The organism is Cellulomonas sp. P2_F12 (genome assembly GCF_056403775.1).
Genome location: NZ_JBFUEV010000003.1, coordinates 260,235 through 277,061, shown reverse-complemented (window position 1 = coordinate 277,061; position 16,827 = coordinate 260,235). Strand labels below are relative to the sequence as shown.

Here is a 16,827-nt window from a genome sequence, read left to right as displayed (position 1 = left end):
GGACCAATGACGCTCTGGCTCACCGGCGACCCGACCGCCGACCAGCTCCTGACCGACGACCCGTTCGCGCTGCTCATCGGCATGCTCCTGGACCAGCAGGTCACCATGGAGTCGGCCTTCGCGGGTCCCGCCAAGATCGCCGACCGCATGGGTGGCCTGGACGTGCACCGCATCGCGGAGGCGGACCCGGAGACGTTCGCCGCCCTGTGCGCGACGCCCCCGGCGGTGCACCGCTACCCCGGCTCGATGGCCGGGCGCATCCAGGCCGTCGCGGCGGCCGTCGCCGCGGACTACGACGGCGACGTCACCCGCCTCTGGACCGACGGCGACCCCGACGGGCCGACCGTGCTGAAGCGGCTCAAGGCGCTGCCCGGCTTCGGAGACCAGAAGGCCCGGATCTTCCTGGCCCTGCTCGGCAAGCAGCGCGGCGTGCAGCCGGCCGGGTGGGCCGAGGCCGCCGGCGCCTACGGCGAGCCGGGGTCCCGACGCTCCATCGCCGACGTCACCGACCCCGTCTCGCTGGGCGAGGTCCGGGCCACCAAGCAGGCGGCCAAGGCGGCCGCGAAGGCTACTGCTGGTCCCTGAGGGCGTCCTTCCAGCCCTGCGAGTACGCCTCGGCGCTGCCCTGCTGGAACATGTCCTCGTCGCCGAGCCGCACCAGCACCCGCGCGCCCGGCCCGTCGTCGTCGGTCACCAGGTGCCCGAGCCCGCGGACGACCGCGAGCGGCCGCCCCTCGGCCTTGCCCTTGACCAGCTCGCCGGCGGACGCGATCTCGTCGGCCACCGCCGCCTGCGTCATGACCAGGGGGCGCCCGAAGGTGTCCACCTGACCACGCAGGTCGTCGAGCACGACGAGACCGGCCGCGCCGATCGCGATGTCGGTGACGCCCTGCCGCCACGGACGCCCGGCGGTGTCGGTGATGACGACGCCGATGCGCGCGCCGAACGCCTCGGAGAGGCCGGCCCGCAGCCGCCGCGCGGACGCGTCGGGGTCGACCGGCAGCAGCAGCACGGTCCCCTCGGGCGTGTTGGACGCGTCGACGCCGGCCGCGGCCATCACGAGCCCGAGCCGGTTCTCGACGATCCGCGTCACCCCCGAGGCGTGCTCGCGGGTGGCGACGACGCGCACGGTCTCGTCCGTGATCGCCTGCTCGCGGTCGTCGGCGGACACCACACGGCCCTCGGCCTTGGAGACGACCTTGGACGTGAGCACGAGGACGTCGCCGTCGACCGGCGGGTCGTCGCGCAGCAGCTCGGTCAGCAGCGCCACGAGGTCGTCGCCGGGCGTGATCTCGGCGAGGCCGTCGGGGGCCCACACCCGCAGCTCGCTCATCGCACCAGCTTGGGCAGCACGTCCGCCCCGAAGGTCTCGATCCACTCGCGCTGGTTGCGCCCGACGTTGTGCAGGTAGATGCGGTCGAACCCGAGGTCCACGTACTTCTGGATCTCGGCGCGGTGCACGTCGGGGTCCGCGGAGATGACCATGCGGCCCTCGAAGTCCTCGGGGCGGACCAGCTTCGCCATCTGCTCGAAGTCGAACGGCGAGCGGATGTCGGCCTTGGGGAACTTCATGCCGCCGTTGGGCCACTCGTGCATCGCGTGCGCCAGGGCCAGCTCGTCGGTCTCGGCCCACGACAGGTGCAGCTGGAGGACCTTCGGCATCGCGTCCGGGTCCTTGCCGGCCTCGCGCGCGCCCTCGTCGAACTTGCCGAACAGCCCGGAGATCTTCTCCAGCGGCGCCCCGACGGTGATGAGCCCGTCGGCCAGCCGGCCCGCACGCTTGGCGGTCACCGGGCCGGCCGTCGCCACGAGGATCTCGGGCGCGACCTCCGGCATGGTCCACAGCCGCGTCGACTCCAGCTTGTAGAACTGCCCGGCGTGCTTGACGTCCTTGCCCGCGATCGACGCCGCGAACAGCTTCTTGATGATGTCGATGGCCTCGAACATCCGGTTGATCCGCTCGGGCGCCTCGGGCCAGTAGCTGGCGACGATGTGCTCGTTCAGCGCCTCGCCGGACCCGAGGCCCAGCCAGTGCCGGCCGGGGTACATCGCGGCGAGCGTCGCGGACGCCTGGGCGACCATCGCCGGGTGCCAGCGGAACGTCGGCGCGGTCACGCCGGGGCCGATGTCGCCGGTGGTGCGCTCACCGAGCGCCGTCAGCACGTTCCAGACGAACGCCGCCTGACCCTGCGCCGGCACCCACGGCTGGTAGTGGTCGGCCGCCATGACGCCGGAGAACCCGTGGGCCTCGGCGTGGGCGGACAGGTCGACCGCCTCGGTCGGGTGGAACTGCTCGAGCATCGCCGCGTACCCGACCGTGAGGCCGTCCGCCGTGACCTGTGACATCAACGCTCCTGTGAGTGCGGGTCCCGCGGTGCTCCGCGAGGTCGTCCCCGATTCACCCTAACCGCGCGGCGGCGACGGGGAGCGCCGGCAGCTGCTCGCGGTAGAGCCAGTCGTCGAGCAGCGGCCCGACGAACATCCCGGTCACCTCGCTGGCGCACGCGACGAACAGCGCGGTGCTCACCGAACCGTGCCGGAAACGCGAGGCCCACGTGCGCAGGAGCGTGAAGAACGTCTCGTCGCCGATGGTGAGCCGCAGCGCGTGCAGCGTCAGGGCGCCGCGCTTGTACAGGCGGTCGTCGAACATGGCGTCGGGCCCGGGGTCGCCGATCACGAGGTCCTGCGGCAGCTGGGCGAGGCGGGCCCAGGCGGCGCGCGCGTGCCGGTCCGCGGTCCAGCCGCCCGACTCCTGCGACCACAGCCACTCCGCGTAGCAGGCGAAGCCCTCGTGCAGCCAGATGTCCTTCCACCGCGCGACCGTCAGGCTGTTGCCGAACCACTGGTGGGCGAGCTCGTGCGCGACCAGCCGCTCGGACCCTCGGCGGCCGTCCATGTGGTTGGCGCCGAACACGGACAGGCCCTGCGCCTCGAGCGGGATCTCGAGGTCGTCGTCGGTGACCACCACCGTGTACCCGCCGAACGGGTACGGGCCGAACCGCCTCTCGAAGAGCTCGAGCATCTGCGGCTGGCGCCCGAGATCGTGCAGCGCCGCGGCGCGCAGCCGCGCGGGGACCAGGACGTCCGCGCCGGCCCAGAGGCGCTCGTACCGGCCGATCTGCACGGTCGCGAGGTACGGCGCCATCGGCTCGGCCTGCTCGTACACCCAGTGCACGCGGCCGGCCCGCGGGGTGCGCGACGCCAGCCGCCCGTTGGCGACGACGTGGTAGCCGGCCTCGACCGCGATCCCGATGCGGAACGTGGCCTTGTCGGCGGGGCTGTCGTGGCACGGGAACCAGCTGGGTGCGCCGTCGGGCTGCCCGGCGACGATCACCCCGTCCTCGAGCTCCTCCCAGCCGACCTCGCCCCACGGCCCGCGCACGGGTCCGGGCTGCCCGCCGTACTGCACCTCGACCGCGAGCTCGGTGCCGGCGGGCACCTCCTGCCCGAGCCGGATCACCAGCCGGCCGCCGCGGTGGGTCCAGCGGTCGGGACGTCGGCCGCCGACGAGCACGTGCGTGACCCGCAGACCCTGCAGCTCGAGGGCGACCCGGTCGAGGGGCCGGACGGCGCGGGCGTGCACCACGGCACGACCTGCGAGGCGGTTGGTGGCCACCCGGTACTCCAGCTCGAGGTCGTAGCGGGCCACCTCGAACCCCACGTCGGGCCGGCCCGGCAGGTACGGGTCCTCCGGCGGGCTGGTCACGCGGGAGCCACCGGGTTGCCGGTCCACCGCGACCCGGCGGGGATCGCGTCGCCGCGCAGCACGAGGGACGCGGGCCCGACGCGCGCGCCGTCGTCGAGGCTCGCCGCGGGCAGCACCACCCCGTGCGGACCGAGGCTCGCCCCGCGTCCCAGCACCACCGTGTCCATGCTCATCACCCGATCATGAAAGAGATGAGTCTGCAGGACACAGCCGCGGTTGACCGTCGCGGAGTCACCCAGGGTCACCAGGTCGGCCTCGGGCAGCCAGTAGGTCTCGCACCACACCCCGCGGCCGATGTGTGCCCCGAGCGTCCGCAGCCAGACGGTGAGCGCGGGCGACCCGATCGTGGCGGGACCCATCCACGGCACCGCGACCGACTCGAGGAACGTGTCCGCGAGCTCGTTGCGCCAGATGAACGAGCTCCACAGCGGGTGGTCGCCCGCACGCAGCCGACCGACCAGCAGCCACTTCGCCGCCGTCGCCAGCGCGCAGGCGAGGGCCGCCGCCAGCAGCACGACGACCGGCGAGACCAGGGCGGCGGCGCCGAGCCCCGGGCCGTCCAGCACGGCCTGCAGCGCGAGCAGCACGAGGACGCCGAGCCCGAACGTGCAGATCACGGGCACGATCCGGCAGAGCTCGACGAGCGCTCGGGCCACCCGCAGGCGGGTCGGCGGCTCGAACGTGCGGGAGCCGTCGGACTCCCCCGCGACCCGGCGCAGCTTCACCGGCGGCGACCCGAGCCAGCTGGTGCCGGCGCGCGCGTCCTCGGGCGTCGCCGACAGCACGGCGACGAGCCCCCGCTTGGGCACCGTCCGGCCGGGCGCGATCATCCCGGAGTTGCCGAGGAACGCGCGCTTGCCGACCTTGCTGCGCTCGACCCGCAGCCACCCGTGACCCAGCTCGTACGAGCCGATGAGCGTGTCGTCGGCGAGGAACGCCCCGTCGCCCACCGACGTCATCGACGGGATCATCAGCGCGGTCGAGGCTTCGACGTCGCGGCCGATGTCGGCGCCCAGGGCCCGCAGCCAGACTGGGGTCGCCATGCTCGAGTAGAGCGGGAACAGGGTCGTGCGGGCGTCGTCCATGAGCCGCAGGGTCGCCCAGATCTGCCAGCCGGTCCGGCTGCGCACCGCGTGGTAGCCCTCGCGCATCCCGAGGGCGAGCAGCCGCACGGCGACGAGCGTGACGACGGCGAGCACGACGACCATCGTCAGGGCGCCGAGCGGCACCGCGCGCAGGGCGTCGGCGACGGCGTCCCCCCAGGTGAGCGAGCCCCGCAGGGCCACGCCGACCACGAGCAGCCCGCACGCGGCGGCCACGACGGGCAGCGCCGCGAGCGCCGCGGCGGTCGCGCCGTACACGGCCACCCACCGCTGACCCCGCGGCGCACGGTCGCGCGGCCAGTGCCGTCGCGCGGGCCCGTCGAAGACGGCCGGCGACCCGACCCAGAGCTCACCCGGCGGCACGGACGTGAGCACGGCGGAGCCGGGCGCGACCTCGGACCAGGCGCCCACGCGGGTGCCGGGCGCGAGCGTGCTGCGCGTGCCGACGGTCGCGCGCTTGTCGATCCGCACCCGGCCCACGCGCAGCACGTCCCCGTCGAGCCAGTGCCCCCGCAGGTCCACCTCCGGCTCGACCGCGCAGCCGTTCCCCAGCGTGAGCAGGCCCGTGACCGGCGGCAACGCGTGCAGGTCCACGTTCTTGCCGACGGTCGCCCCCAGCGCCCGGGCGTACTCGGCCACCCAGGGTGCGCAGGACAGGTTCTCCGCGCCGGCCGCGGCCGCCCACGACTCCGCGAACCAGATCCGCACGTGCACCGACCCGCCGCGGGGGTACCTCCCCGGCTCGACGGCGCCGAGCAGCGCCCGCGCCACCAGGACCGTCGTCCCCATGCGACCGAACGGGCTGATGAGCACCACCCACCCGAGCGCGACCCACCACCACACGCCCGGCACCACGGGCACCCAGGGCGCGGAGGTCGTGGCGGCCAGCACGGCGTCGGCCGCCAGCAACCAGGTCAGCCAGCGCAGGCCCACCAGCGTCGCCAGCGGGATGGCCAGCACCGTCTGCAGCAGCTGCGCGCGCACGGGGGTCGGGGCCACGAGGCGCTCCTCGGTGATCGCCGGCGCGTCGAACTCGTCGAGGCGGTTGGCGAGGTCGCCGAGCCGGGGGTAGTCGTACACGTCCGCGACCGTCACCGTGGGGAACCGGGTCCGCAGCGCGCTGACCAGCTGCGCCGCCACGAGGCTGCCGCCGCCGGACGCGAAGAAGTCCTCGCCCGGTCCGGTCACCGCGACCCCCAGCGCCGCCGTCCACCGCTCGGCCACCCACTCGCCGGTCGGCGTGAGCCCGACTGCCGGGGCCGAGTCCTCGTCGGGACGCTCCAGCGGCCAGGGCAGCGCGTCCCGGTCGACCTTGCCGGAGCCGCGCGTGGGGATCGCCTCCACGGGCGCGAGCAGCGGGACGAGCGCGGCGGGCAGCGAGCCGGTCAGGCGGCGGCGGGACTCGGCCAGGTCCAGCTCGACGCCGGGCTCGGGGACCAGGTAGCCGACGAGCACCGCGGTGCCCGCGGGAGTGCGTCGGACGGCGGCCGCGGCACCGGCCACGCCCGGCAGCCCGAGCAGGGCGGAGTCGACCTCGCCCAGCTCGATCCGTCGACCACCCACCTTGACCTGGTCGTCGGCGCGCCCCATGAACACCAGCCCGTCGGCCTCGTACCGGACCAGGTCCCCGCTGCGGTACGCCCGGGCCCACCCGAGTCCCTCGGCCGTCGCGTACTTCTCCGCGTCCTTCGCCGGGTCCAGGTACCGCGCCAGCCCGACGCCGCCGATGATCAGCTCGCCGACGCCGCCCTCCTCGACCTGCAGCCCGTCGGGCCCGACGACCGCGAGGTCCCACCCGTCCAGCGCGTGCCCGATGCGGACCGGCCCCTCGCCCGTGAGCAGGGCGGCGCAGGCCACGACGGTCGCCTCGGTCGGGCCGTACGTGTTCCAGACCTCCCGCCCGTCGCCGACCAGCCGCGCCGCGAGCTCGGGCGGGCACGCCTCGCCCCCGAAGATGAGCAGCCGCACCCCGGCCAGCTCCTCGGCGCGCCACAACCCGGCCAGCGTGGGCACCGTCGAGATCACCGTGATCCCCTGCGCGACCAGCCACGGCCCGAGGTCCATTCCGGTGCGCACCAGCGCGCGCGGCGCGGGGACCAGGCAGGCGCCGTGCGCCCAGGCCAGCCACATCTCCTCGCAGCTGGCGTCGAACGCCACCGACAGCCCAGCCAGCACCCGGTCGCCAGGGCCGAGCGGGGCGTCCTGCAGGAACAGGCGGGCCTCGGCGTCGACGAACGCGGCCGCGGACCGGTGCGTCACCGCGACGCCCTTGGGGGCGCCCGTCGAGCCGCTGGTGAAGATGATCCAGGCGTCGTCCTCGAGCCCCGGGCGCCGCGGCTCCGCGGACCGCCTGGTCGACAGGTCGCCCTCGGTCAGGACCGTGGCGACGCCGGCCTCGTGGAACACGGTCCGCGCGCGCTCGTCAGGGTCGTCGACGTCCACCGGGACGTACGCGGCGCCGGCCGCCAGCACCGCCAGGATCGCCGTGTAGAGCTCCGCCGTGCCGGACGGGATGCGGACCCCGACGCGGTCACCCGGCCCGATCCCCGCGGCCGCGAGCCCGCCCGCGGCCGCCCGCACCGCGTCGGCCAGCTCCCGGTAGCTCAGCGACGCGCTGCCGTCGTCGATCGCGGGGGCGTCGGGGTGGGCCGCCACCGTCGCGTCGAGGACGTCGAGCAGGGTGCGCGGCGGCGCGGCGAGCTGCGACCGGAGGTAGCCCTCGGGGGCCATCGTCGAGCCTCCCCGTCGGTCCGTGTGCCGCGTGTCCCCCCGATCATGCGCTCCCGACCGGCGAACGGCGATCCTCGCACCCCGGCGACGGCTGCCGCGCACCTGTTCACCGAGTGTTCGCCGGATGGTCGCCGGGCGCCGCGCCCCCGTCGATCTGGGAAGATGTCTGCCCATGAGCTCCGACTCCCCCACCACGCCCGGCCGACCCACCAGCACCACGGGCACGCGGCAGGTACCGGACCGGGTCTCGCTCGAGGGCGTCGAGACCCGCTGGGACGCGGCGTGGACCGCCCAGGACCTGTACGCGTTCGACCGCACGGCCACCCGCGAGCAGGTCTACTCGATCGACACGCCTCCCCCGACGGTCTCCGGCTCGCTGCACGTGGGTCACGTGTTCTCGTACACGCACACGGACGTCGTCGCCCGGTTCCAGCGCATGCGCGGTCGCGAGGTGTTCTACCCGATGGGCTGGGACGACAACGGCCTGCCCACCGAGCGCCGCGTGCAGAACTTCTACGGCGTGCGCTGCGACCCCTCCCTGCCGTACGACGCCGAGTTCACGCCCCCGTTCGAGGGCGGCGAGGGCAAGTCCGGCCCGCAGGTGCCGGTGAGCCGCAAGAACTTCGTCGAGCTGTGCGAGCGCCTGACGGTCACCGACGAGCGCCAGTTCGAGGAGGTGTGGCGGCGGCTCGGCCTGTCGGTCGACTGGTCGCGCACGTACCAGACGGTGTCCGCGGAGTCGCGGGCCGTCGCGCAACAGGCGTTCCTGCGCAACCTCGCCCGGGGCGAGGCGTACCAGGCCGAGGCTCCCGGCCTCTGGGACGTCACGTTCCAGACGGCGGTGGCGCAGGCCGAGCTCGAGGCCCGCGACTACCCGGGGGCCTTCCACCGGGTCGCGTTCCACCGGCCCGACGGCACCCCCGTCTTCATCGAGACCACCCGCCCCGAGCTGCTGCCCGCGTGCGTCGCGCTCATCGCGCACCCCGACGACGAGCGCTACCAGCACCTCTTCGGCACGACGGTCCGCTCGCCGCTGTTCGACGTCGAGATCCCCGTGCTGGCGCACACCCTCGCGGAGCCCGACAAGGGCGCCGGCATCGCGATGTGCTGCACGTTCGGCGACCTCACGGACGTGCAGTGGTGGCGCGAGCTCCAGCTGCCGACGCGGTCCGTGGTCGGCCGCGACGGCCGCATCCTGCGCGACACCCCCGACTGGCTGGCGTCCGACGGCGCCCGTGCCCGCTACGAGGAGCTCGCCGGCAAGACGACGTTCTCCGCGCGCGAGGCGGTCGTCGCCGGCCTGCGCGAGACGGGCGACCTCGACGGCGAGCCGGTCACCACGCAGCGCAAGGCGAACTTCTACGAGAAGGGCGACAAGCCCCTCGAGATCGTCACCAGCCGCCAGTGGTACATCCGCAACGGCGGTCGCGACGAGTCGCTGCGCGCGGCCCTGCTGGCCCGCGGGACCGAGCTCGGGTTCAACCCCGACTTCATGAAGGTCCGCTACGAGAACTGGGTCAGCGGCCTCAACGGCGACTGGCTGGTCTCGCGGCAGCGGTTCTTCGGCGTGCCCTTCCCGGTCTGGTACCCGCTCGACGAGCAGGGCGAGCCGCGGCACGACTCCCCGCTGCTGCCCACCGAGGACCAGCTCCCCATCGACCCGTCGTCCGACGTGCCCGCCGGCTACACGGCCGACCAGCGCGGCGTGCCCGGGGGCTTCGCGGCCGACCCCGACATCATGGACACCTGGGCCACCAGCTCGCTGACCCCGCAGATCGTCGGCGGCTGGCGCACGGACCCCGACCTGTTCAGCCGCGTGTTCCCGATGGACCTGCGCCCCCAGGGCCAGGACATCATCCGCACCTGGCTGTTCTCCACGGTGGTCCGCTCGCACCTCGAGCACGGGTCGCTCCCCTGGTCGTCGGCAGCCATCAGCGGCTGGATCCTCGACCCGGACCGCAAGAAGATGTCGAAGTCCAAGGGCAACGTGGTCACGCCGCTGAGCCTGCTGGAGGAGCACGGGTCGGACGCTGTCCGGTACTGGGCTGCGTCCGCGCGCCTGGGCACCGACGCCGCCTTCGAGATCGGCCAGATGAAGATCGGCCGCCGCCTCGCGATCAAGGTGCTCAACGCCTCGAAGTTCGCGCTGTCGTTCGGCGACCCCGCCGCGCCCCTGGTGCTGGACCCGGCGCTGGTGACGGTCGAGATCGACCGCGCGATGCTGGCGGGCCTCGCGGACGTCGTCGACAAGGCGACCGCCGCCCTGGTCGCGTATGACCACACCCGCGCGCTCGAGCTCTCGGAAACGTTCTTCTGGACGTTCTGCGACGACTACCTCGAGCTGGTCAAGGACCGCGCGTACGGCGACCCGTCCGCCGAGACCGTCTCGGCCCGCACGGCCCTGGCGATCGCCCTCGACGTGATGCTGCGCCTGTTCGCGCCGGTGCTGCCGTTCGCCACCGAGGAGGTCTGGTCGTGGTGGCGCGAGGGCTCGGTCCACCGGGCGGCGTGGCCGACGGCCGAGCCGCTGCGCACCGACGCCGACCCGGGCGTCGTGACCGCGGCCGGTGCCGCGCTCGCCGCGCTGCGCAAGGTGAAGTCCGAGGCCAAGGTCTCGATGCGCACCGAGATCGCCGCGGTCGAGCTGGCCGTGCCCGCCGCGATGCAGGCCGGTGTCGAGGTCGCGCTCGACGACGTCCGCGCGGCCGGCCGGGTCACCGGGACGCTGGTCCTCGTGGACGGCGCCGGCGACTCGGTCGTCGCCAAGGACGCGGAGCTGGTCCCGCCGGCGGCGACGGCCTGACCGTGCGCGAGTTCCGGTCGGAGACGCTGGTCGAGCTCGACCCCGCCGCGAGCATCCCGCGTCTGCTGGCCGACCGGCTGGCGCGGGACCCGGACGGGGTGTTCGCCGAGCGGACCGTGGACGGAGCCTGGACCGCGGTGACCGTCTCGGCGTTCGTCGACGAGGTCCGCGCCGTGGCCAAGGGCCTCGTCGCGCGCGGCGTCGAGCCCGGCGACCGCGTCGCGATCATGTCCCGCACCCGCTACGAGTGGACCGTCCTCGACTTCGCCTGCTGGGCCGCGGGCGCCCTCGGCGTGCCGGTCTACGAGACGTCGTCGGCCGAGCAGGTCCGGTGGATCGCGGCAGACGCCGGGGTTCGCCTCGCGCTGGTGGAGACCGCCGCGCACGCCGCCGTGCTGGCCGAGGTCCGCGACGACCTGCCCGGCCTGTCGGAGGTGCTGGTCATCGACGACGGCGCGCTGGCGGTGCTGGCCGACGCCGGCGTCGACGTCCCCGACCAGGAGGTCGACCGGCGCAGCGCGCTGGCCCGGGCCGACGACCTCGCGACGATCATCTACACGTCGGGCACCACGGGGCGCCCGAAAGGCGTCGAGCTCACGCACGGCAACTTCGTCGCGCTCACGCTCAACGGCGTGGCGGGTCTCGGCGACGTCTGCGCCACGCCGGGAGCGCGGACGCTGCTGTTCATGCCTCTCGCGCACGTGTTCGCGCGGTTCATCGAGGTGCTCTGCGTCCCCTCCGGTGCGGTCCTCGGGCACACGCCGGACGCCCGGCACCTGCTGGAGGACCTCGCCGCGTTCCAGCCGACGTTCCTCCTGGCCGTGCCGCGCGTGTTCGAGAAGGTCTACAACTCGGCCGAGCAGAAGGCCGGCTCCGGCACGACCCTGAAGGTGTTCCGCTGGGCCGCCAAGGCCGCCGAGGACTACTCGCGCGCGCTCGACACCGACGCCGGCCCCGGTGCCGCCCTGCGCGCCCGGCACGCGCTCGCCGGCGCGCTGGTGCACAAGAAGCTCCGCGCCGCGCTCGGGGGGCGCGCCCAGTTCGCGATCTCGGGCGGCGCGCCCCTGGGCGAGCGGCTCGGGCACTTCTACCGCGGCATCGGCGTCAAGGTGCTCGAGGGCTACGGCCTCACGGAGACCACCGCGCCCACCGCCGTGAACCGCCCCGGCCTGACGAAGGTCGGCACGGTCGGCCCCGCGTTCCCGGGCACCGCCCTGCGGGTCGACGACGCCGGCCAGATCTTCGTCTCCGGCCCGCACGTCTTCCGCGGCTACCGGCACGACGCCGAGGCCACCGCCGAGGCCCTGGTCGACGGCTGGTTCCGGACGGGCGACCTCGGCACGATCGACGACGACGGCTACCTGCGGATCACCGGTCGCACCAAGGAGATCATCGTGACCGCCGGCGGCAAGAACGTCGCCCCCGCCGTGCTCGAGGACCGCCTGCGCGGCCACCCGATCGTCAGCCAGGTCGTGGTGGTCGGCGACCAGCGCCCGTTCATCGGCGCCCTGGTCACGCTCGACGCCGAGATGCTGCCCGGCTGGCTGTCCAACCACGGCATGCCGACCATGACGGTCGACGAGGCCGCCGCCGACCCCGCCGTGCTCGAGGCGCTCGACCGCGCCGCCGACCGCGCCAACCAGGCCGTCTCGCGCGCCGAGTCCATCCGCAAGCTCCGCGTGCTCACCACCGACTTCACCGAGGCGAACGGCTACCTCACGCCGTCGCTCAAGGTGAAGCGCGCCCTGGTGCTCAAGGACTTCGCCGCGGACATCGACGCCCTGTACGTCGACACCCGCGGCACCGACTGACCTACACCACCGAACGCAGGCGGGCCTGGTCGGCCGACTGGGTGGGAACGGCCTCGCTCGGCGTGGAGTCGTCCGACCAGCGCAGGACGGCGCCGATGCCGTCCACCAGGTCGACCGTGCCGTCCTCGGCGAACGTGAGCCCGGCGTCCTGCCCGAGCGCGGCGCGCACCAGTGCGACGTTCGCATCCATCTCCCGCGCGTCGCCCGTGACGCCGATCGACGAGAGGTCCGCGGCGCTCGTCGCCACCTGCAACGGCTCCGGTCCCACCCAGAGGGTCCGGTCGGCGAGTCCGCTGGTCAGTGCGTCGACGTGCAGCACCAGCTCGGCCACCTGCCCCCGCCGGAGCACCTCGATCACGTCGTCCAGCGCGGTCACGGCGCCGCCGCCACGACCCTGCGCCTCCCGGAACCGGTCCAGCACCGCCTGCCGACGCCGCTCCCGGAACTCCGCCAGCGACTCGGTGACCTTGGCCCCGAACGAGCCCTGGTGCACGCCCTCCCCGCGACCGCCCCCGGGCACCTCGACCAGCAGCTCCCGCGTGGGCTGACCGACCGCCTCGCGGACCAGGGCGACCGCCCGCACGTCGCCCGTGATGAGCACCAGGTCCGGGGTGCGCTCGGCGGCCCGCTTGTCCAGCACCGCGGCCACGACCTCGGCGTTGCGACCCCAGGAGTCCTCCGCACGGGTCTGGCTGCGCCGGTCGAGGCCGCCCTCCCGCGTCTTGTGCACGTCGTCGTGCCCGCCGTCCACCGTCTCCGTCTCCGGACCGCCCTCGGTCCGCACCGTTCCTCCGGCCGCCCACGTGAGGTCCGCGCCGTTGCGGTCCACCTCGACGAGCAGGTAGGTCACGGTCTCGTCCGCGGCCCGCACCGCCGGCAGCAGAGCCGGCGCCGGACCGTACACCGCGTGCGACTGCGCCGGTGGCTGCGCGAGAACGCGGTCGACCACCACGCTCCCCGCGTCCGCGACGACCACGCGCCCGTGCGGTCCCTTGACCCCGGTCGGGCGGGACACCAGGTCGGCGATCTCGTCGAGGACGCCCGCGGGCGCACCGTCGCGCTCGAGCGAGCGTCGGACGGCCTTCCACCGCTCGAGCGCCTCCGCATCACCGGTCGCCCCCGCGCGCGTGGCGTCGAGGTAGACGGTGGTGAACGGGGACGGGCGTCCGAGCAGCGGCTTGAGCCAGTGCAGGTCCATGGGCAGCACCTCCGGGATCGACGATCCCCGGCGACCACGGGCGAGCTCCGCCCCCGCGCGGCCGGCCGGAGCTGACCCTCCCTACCTTCGACCCTCCGCCGAGCGGGCGCCACCCCGCGGGCTCACTCCGATCGCGCGTGCCCCTGAGCGATCTCCTCGTGGTGCCGGATGACCTCTTCCACGATGAACGCGAGGAACTTCTCCGCGAACACCGGATCCAGCTCCGCGGTGCGCGCGAGCTCCCGCAGGCGCGCGACCTGCTGCTCCTCGCGGGCGGGGTCGGACGGCGGCAGGCCGCGGGTCGCCTTGAGCACGCCGACCTGCTGTGTCGCCTTGAAGCGCTCCGCCAGCATGTACACCAGAGCAGCGTCGATGTTGTCGATGCTGCCGCGCAGCCGGGCCAGCTCGGCGGGGATCGGGGTCGGCAGGTCGCTCACGGACGCGATCCTAGGCGGAAGTCTGAGCCGGTCAGGCGCTCTTCTCGCGGGGTGTGCGCTTCTCCTGGGTGTCCCGAGGCACGAGCGTCGGGTTCACGTTCTCGAGGACCACCGCGCGCGTGATGACCACGCGGGCCACGTCGTCGCGGCTGGGCACCTCGAACATGACCTGCTGGAGGACCTCCTCCATGATCGCCCGCAGCCCGCGCGCGCCGGTGCCGCGCAGGAGCGCCTGGTCGGCGATCGAGGCGACGGCCTCGTCGTCGAACTCGAGCTCGACCCCGTCGATCTGGAACATCCGCTGGTACTGCTTGACCAGCGCGTTCTTGGGCTCCGTGAGGATCCGCACGAGGGCATCCTGGTCGAGCCGCGAGACCGCCGCGACGACCGGGAGCCGGCCGATGAACTCGGGGATCAGGCCGTACTTCTGCAGGTCCTCGGGGCGGACCTCGGAGAACAGGTCACCCTCGTCGACCGAGTCGAGCAGTGGCGCACCGAAGCCGACCACGCGCTTGCGGGCACGCGCCGCGATGATGTCGTCCAGCCCGGAGAACGCGCCCGCCACGATGAACAGCACGTTCGTGGTGTCGATCTGGATGAACTCCTGGTGCGGGTGCTTGCGGCCGCCCTGCGGCGGGACCGAGGCCGTGGTGCCCTCGATGATCTTCAGCAGCGCCTGCTGCACGCCCTCGCCGGAGACGTCGCGCGTGATCGACGGGTTCTCGCTCTTCCGGGCGATCTTGTCGATCTCGTCGATGTAGATGATCCCGGACTCGGCCTTCTTGACGTCGTAGTCGGCGGCCTGGATCAGCTTGAGCAGGATGTTCTCGACGTCCTCGCCGACGTAGCCCGCCTCGGTGAGGGCCGTGGCGTCCGCGATGGCGAACGGGACGTTGAGCATGCGGGCCAGGGTCTGCGCGAGGTACGTCTTGCCGGTGCCCGTGGGGCCGACCAGCAGGATGTTCGACTTCGCGATCTCGATGTGGTCGTCCGTCGTCGACGTCCGCGCCTCACCGGCCTGGACCCTCTTGTAGTGGTTGTACACCGCGACCGCGAGGGCCCGCTTGGCCGACTCCTGGCCGATGATGTACTGCTCGAGGAAGTCGAAGATCTCCTTCGGCTTGGGCAGCTCGACCAGGCCGACCTCGGTGGCCTCCGCCAGCTCTTCCTCGATGATCTCGTTGCAGAGCTCGATGCACTCGTCGCAGATGTAGACGCCAGGTCCGGCGATCAGCTTCTTGACCTGCTTCTGCGACTTGCCGCAGAACGAACACTTGAGGAGATCGGCCCCGTCCCCGATACGAGCCACGTCGATCCCCTTCCTCATGTCGCCCTCCGCCCGACGGGCGGTGCGCCGTACGTGCGCTACCCCTCAGGGTGCGCGTCCTCCCCCATTGCACACCACGACGGGCTGGATGTCAGCCGAACACACGCCGTGGCGTCCCGCCAACTCACCCGTCCGGCGGCGACACGACGACGCCGCACCCGCGGACGGGCACGGCGTCGTCGTGCAGTCAGTCCTTGGGCTGCACCGTCGTGGGCACGACGCCCTTGCGGCTGGCCAGCACCTGGTCGACGATCCCGTACTCCAGCGCCTGCTGGGCCGTGAGGATCTTGTCGCGCTCGATGTCCTTGCGGACGAGCTCGATGTCGCGTCCCGTGTGGTGCGCGATGGTCAGCTCGAGCCACTCGCGCATCCGGATCAGCTCGTTGGCGTGGATCTCGATGTCGGACGCCTGCGCGTACCCGCCACCCTCCATCGCCGGCTGGTGGATGAGCACGCGGGCGTTGGGCAGGGCCAGGCGCTTGCCGGGCGAGCCCGCCGCGAGCAGCACCGCCGCCGCCGAGGCGGCCTGCCCGAGGCAGACCGTCTGGATGTGCGGCTTGATGTACTGCATCGTGTCGTAGATCGCCGTCAGCGCCGTGAACGAGCCGCCGGGCGAGTTGATGTACAGGATGATGTCGCGGTCAGGGTCGGTGCTCTCCAGCACCAGCAGCTGGGCCATGACGTCGTCCGCCGACGCGTCGTCCACCTGCACGCCGAGGAAGATGATCCGGTCCTCGAACAGCTTGGTGTACGGGTCCTGGCGCTTGAACCCGTAGGCCGTGCGCTCCTCGAACTGGGGCAGCACGTACCGGGCGGCGGGCGACGACGGCGCGAGGCCGCCGGGGCCGGCCAGCATCCCGGCACGGGCCATGAACTGGGATTCCATGCTCACGAGCTTCTCCTCAAGATGAAGGGTCTGAGGGCGTCGGCCGTCAGGCCGTGCCGCCGCCGCCGGCGACCGAGTCGGCCTTGGTGACGACCTTGTCCACGAAGCCGTACTCGAGGGCTTCCGGGGCCGTGAACCAGCGGTCGCGGTCCGCGTCGTTGTTGATCTGCTCGACGGACTTGCCGGTCTGGGCGGCCGTGAGCTCGGCCAGCACGGTCTTCATGTGGAGGATCAGCTGGGCGTTGATCCGCACGTCGGTCGCGGTGCCGCCGATGCCGCCCGAGGGCTGGTGCATCATCACGCGGGCGTGCGGCAGGGCGTAGCGCTTGCCCTGGGCGCCCGACGAGAGCAGGAACTGGCCCATCGACGCGGCCATGCCCATCGCGATCGTGGCGACGTCCGGCTGGATGTACTGCATGGTGTCGTAGATCGCCATGCCCGCGGTGATCGAGCCACCGGGCGAGTTGATGTACAGCCAGATGTCCTTGTCCGGGTCCTCCGCGGCCAGCAGCATCATCTGCGCGCAGATGGCGTTGGCGTTCTCGTCGCGCACCTCGGAGCCGAGCCAGATGATGCGTTCGCGGAGCAGTCGGTTGTAGATGGAGTCATTGAGGCCGAAGGCCGGGGACTCTGCCCTGGCCATCATCGGCGCTAGCTCGTTCACGAAGGCTCCCTCGTCTGACGGTGACGTCTGTCCTGCACCGCGCGGCGCTCCCCTCTCGGGGACCCGTGCGATGCAGTGACCCTAACGCGCAGCCACACCCGCCCATGTCCCTGCCACCACCGTTTTCGCTGACGGCAGAGCAGGGGCCACGGAACGCCGAAG

At 73.2% G+C, this 16,827-nt stretch carries 12 protein-coding genes; 3 read left to right on the top strand and 9 right to left on the bottom strand.

The window, feature by feature from the left end:
* Positions 1-6 precede the first annotated feature (6 nt).
* Positions 7-585: an HhH-GPD-type base excision DNA repair protein gene (locus AC1DWH_RS09400; protein ID WP_477093448.1), complete on the top strand. Its 579-nt coding sequence runs from the start codon at positions 7-9 to the stop codon at positions 583-585.
* Here AC1DWH_RS09400 and AC1DWH_RS09395 read toward each other — a convergent pair.
* Genes AC1DWH_RS09395 through AC1DWH_RS09380 form a run of 4 tightly spaced genes read right to left on the bottom strand, consistent with a single transcriptional unit; the run spans position 569 to position 7,539 of the window.
* On the bottom strand, positions 569-1,333 hold the full coding sequence (locus AC1DWH_RS09395; protein WP_477093447.1) for a coenzyme F420-0:L-glutamate ligase: 765 nt from the start codon (positions 1,331-1,333) through the stop codon (positions 569-571). The two genes, AC1DWH_RS09400 and AC1DWH_RS09395, sit on opposite strands and share 17 nt — an antisense overlap.
* The gene (locus AC1DWH_RS09390) at positions 1,330-2,346 is read right to left on the bottom strand and encodes a TIGR03557 family F420-dependent LLM class oxidoreductase (protein ID WP_477093446.1); all 1,017 of its coding nucleotides are present in this window, start codon (positions 2,344-2,346) and stop codon (positions 1,330-1,332) included. The genes AC1DWH_RS09395 and AC1DWH_RS09390 overlap by 4 nt, the downstream gene beginning before the upstream one ends.
* A gap of 52 nt (positions 2,347-2,398) precedes the next feature.
* Positions 2,399-3,706 (bottom strand): M1 family metallopeptidase, encoded by a 1,308-nt coding sequence (locus AC1DWH_RS09385; protein ID WP_477093445.1) that lies wholly within the window; start codon positions 3,704-3,706, stop codon positions 2,399-2,401.
* Positions 3,703-7,539: a Pls/PosA family non-ribosomal peptide synthetase gene (locus AC1DWH_RS09380; protein WP_477093444.1), complete on the bottom strand. Its 3,837-nt coding sequence runs from the start codon at positions 7,537-7,539 to the stop codon at positions 3,703-3,705. The genes AC1DWH_RS09385 and AC1DWH_RS09380 overlap by 4 nt, the downstream gene beginning before the upstream one ends.
* Before the next feature lie 172 nt (positions 7,540-7,711).
* Here AC1DWH_RS09380 and valS point away from each other — a divergent pair, with 172 nt between their 5' ends.
* Together valS and AC1DWH_RS09370 are read left to right on the top strand one after the other, a co-directional pair.
* The gene (valS, locus tag AC1DWH_RS09375; protein ID WP_477093443.1) at positions 7,712-10,342 is read left to right on the top strand and encodes a valine--tRNA ligase; all 2,631 of its coding nucleotides are present in this window, start codon (positions 7,712-7,714) and stop codon (positions 10,340-10,342) included.
* 2 nt (positions 10,343-10,344) lie between these two features.
* Positions 10,345-12,153 (top strand): AMP-dependent synthetase/ligase, encoded by a 1,809-nt coding sequence (locus tag AC1DWH_RS09370; RefSeq protein ID WP_477093442.1) that lies wholly within the window; start codon positions 10,345-10,347, stop codon positions 12,151-12,153.
* Position 12,154: 1 nt separating this feature from the next.
* Here the strand turns inward: AC1DWH_RS09370 and AC1DWH_RS09365 are convergent, their stop codons facing one another.
* The 5 genes from AC1DWH_RS09365 to AC1DWH_RS09345 form a co-directional block, all read right to left on the bottom strand.
* Positions 12,155-13,351, bottom strand: a complete 1,197-nt coding sequence (locus AC1DWH_RS09365; protein WP_477093441.1) for a baeRF2 domain-containing protein — start codon at positions 13,349-13,351, stop codon at positions 12,155-12,157.
* 122 nt (positions 13,352-13,473) lie between these two features.
* A complete protein-coding gene (locus AC1DWH_RS09360) occupies positions 13,474-13,788 on the bottom strand; it encodes a chorismate mutase (RefSeq protein ID WP_477093440.1) in 315 nt (104 codons plus the stop codon).
* A gap of 31 nt (positions 13,789-13,819) precedes the next feature.
* Positions 13,820-15,097 carry an ATP-dependent Clp protease ATP-binding subunit ClpX gene (gene clpX, locus AC1DWH_RS09355; RefSeq protein ID WP_456846617.1) on the bottom strand — a complete coding sequence of 426 codons (1,278 nt, stop codon included), beginning with the start codon at positions 15,095-15,097 and terminating at the stop codon, positions 13,820-13,822.
* A gap of 205 nt (positions 15,098-15,302) precedes the next feature.
* Positions 15,303-16,007, bottom strand: a complete 705-nt coding sequence (locus tag AC1DWH_RS09350; RefSeq protein ID WP_456844052.1) for an ATP-dependent Clp protease proteolytic subunit — start codon at positions 16,005-16,007, stop codon at positions 15,303-15,305.
* A gap of 40 nt (positions 16,008-16,047) precedes the next feature.
* Positions 16,048-16,647, bottom strand: coding sequence for an ATP-dependent Clp protease proteolytic subunit (locus tag AC1DWH_RS09345; protein WP_456844054.1), 600 nt, complete (start codon positions 16,645-16,647; stop codon positions 16,048-16,050).
* Between the last annotated feature and the right edge of the window lie 180 nt (positions 16,648-16,827).

What these genes read in the sequence shown, in the direction of transcription:
- AC1DWH_RS09345 (WP_456844054.1), bottom strand. Translation starts at nt 16,647, where the DNA reads ATGATGGCCAGGGCAGAGTCCCCGGCCTTCGGCCTCAATGACTCCATC.
- AC1DWH_RS09400 (WP_477093448.1), top strand. Translation starts at nt 7, where the DNA reads ATGACGCTCTGGCTCACCGGCGACCCGACCGCCGACCAGCTCCTGACC.
- AC1DWH_RS09390 (WP_477093446.1), bottom strand. Translation starts at nt 2,346, where the DNA reads ATGTCACAGGTCACGGCGGACGGCCTCACGGTCGGGTACGCGGCGATG.
- AC1DWH_RS09395 (WP_477093447.1), bottom strand. Translation starts at nt 1,333, where the DNA reads ATGAGCGAGCTGCGGGTGTGGGCCCCCGACGGCCTCGCCGAGATCACG.
- AC1DWH_RS09380 (WP_477093444.1), bottom strand. Translation starts at nt 7,539, where the DNA reads ATGGCCCCCGAGGGCTACCTCCGGTCGCAGCTCGCCGCGCCGCCGCGC.
- valS (WP_477093443.1), top strand. Translation starts at nt 7,712, where the DNA reads ATGAGCTCCGACTCCCCCACCACGCCCGGCCGACCCACCAGCACCACG.
- AC1DWH_RS09365 (WP_477093441.1), bottom strand. Translation starts at nt 13,351, where the DNA reads ATGGACCTGCACTGGCTCAAGCCGCTGCTCGGACGCCCGTCCCCGTTC.